Origin of the sequence: Mesorhizobium sp. M7A.F.Ca.ET.027.02.1.1 (assembly GCF_004022985.1) — a bacterium.
Lineage (GTDB): Bacteria > Pseudomonadota > Alphaproteobacteria > Rhizobiales > Rhizobiaceae > Mesorhizobium.
On the sequence record NZ_RZOL01000876.1, the window covers coordinates 1 to 694 of the forward strand.

A 694-nucleotide genomic window follows, 5' to 3' on the forward strand; every position below is an offset into this window, starting at 1 on the left:
GCCTCTCGGTGAAGATCCGGCGCGGGCATGTGGATCGGCGCATCGAAACCGTCGTGCGTGAAGCTGGATTTCGGCAAGCCGCCCCTGCCACTGCAGATCGCTCAGCCGGCGCATGTAGTGACTGTGGACCCGGCGGGTTCGGCGGCCGCAACATGGACAGCGCAAGTCTATCGCCTTCGCCGGGGCCACAAGCACCACCACCCTCTCGGCCTGCGGCAGAGTTTGGACAATGGGAGCTCGGGTGAATTCAGCGAGCGGAAGGCATGAAGCACGGGCAAATCACGGCGTCGACTGCGCTTCCGACTCTATGAAATGAACTTATTCGCACCGTCCATGAATGCCGCAACCTGCACCAAATATGCGGAAGAACCCAATCCTTATCGCCGCGCCGCAGTCCTGCCTAAAGCCGAATGAGCGATGTTCAAGGACCGGGTCGCTGTGGGATACAAGCCGCCCTCGCGATCGCGACGAACGCACGCAAATGCCAAAGGGGCATACTGTTGCTCATTCGCGATTAATCCATGCCTAAAAAATGTTGGACGCAATGCTGCGGTAGGCGCCAAACATCCCGATCGCCAGAACGAGCCTACCTGCGGATCGGACGCGATAATTTCGATGCATTCGGGAACGATCGCGATAGGGAGAACTGCATGAGCATCTCGTCTCAGGAAACGTCACATTCGATCTTTGGCTA

1 pseudogene is annotated in these 694 nt (G+C 58.4%); it reads right to left on the bottom strand.

Annotation, left to right across the window (positions count from 1 at the left end):
- Positions 1-159: pseudogene (locus EN749_RS36740) on the bottom strand (transposase family protein); the annotation flags it as partial.
- Positions 160-694 lie beyond the last annotated feature (535 nt).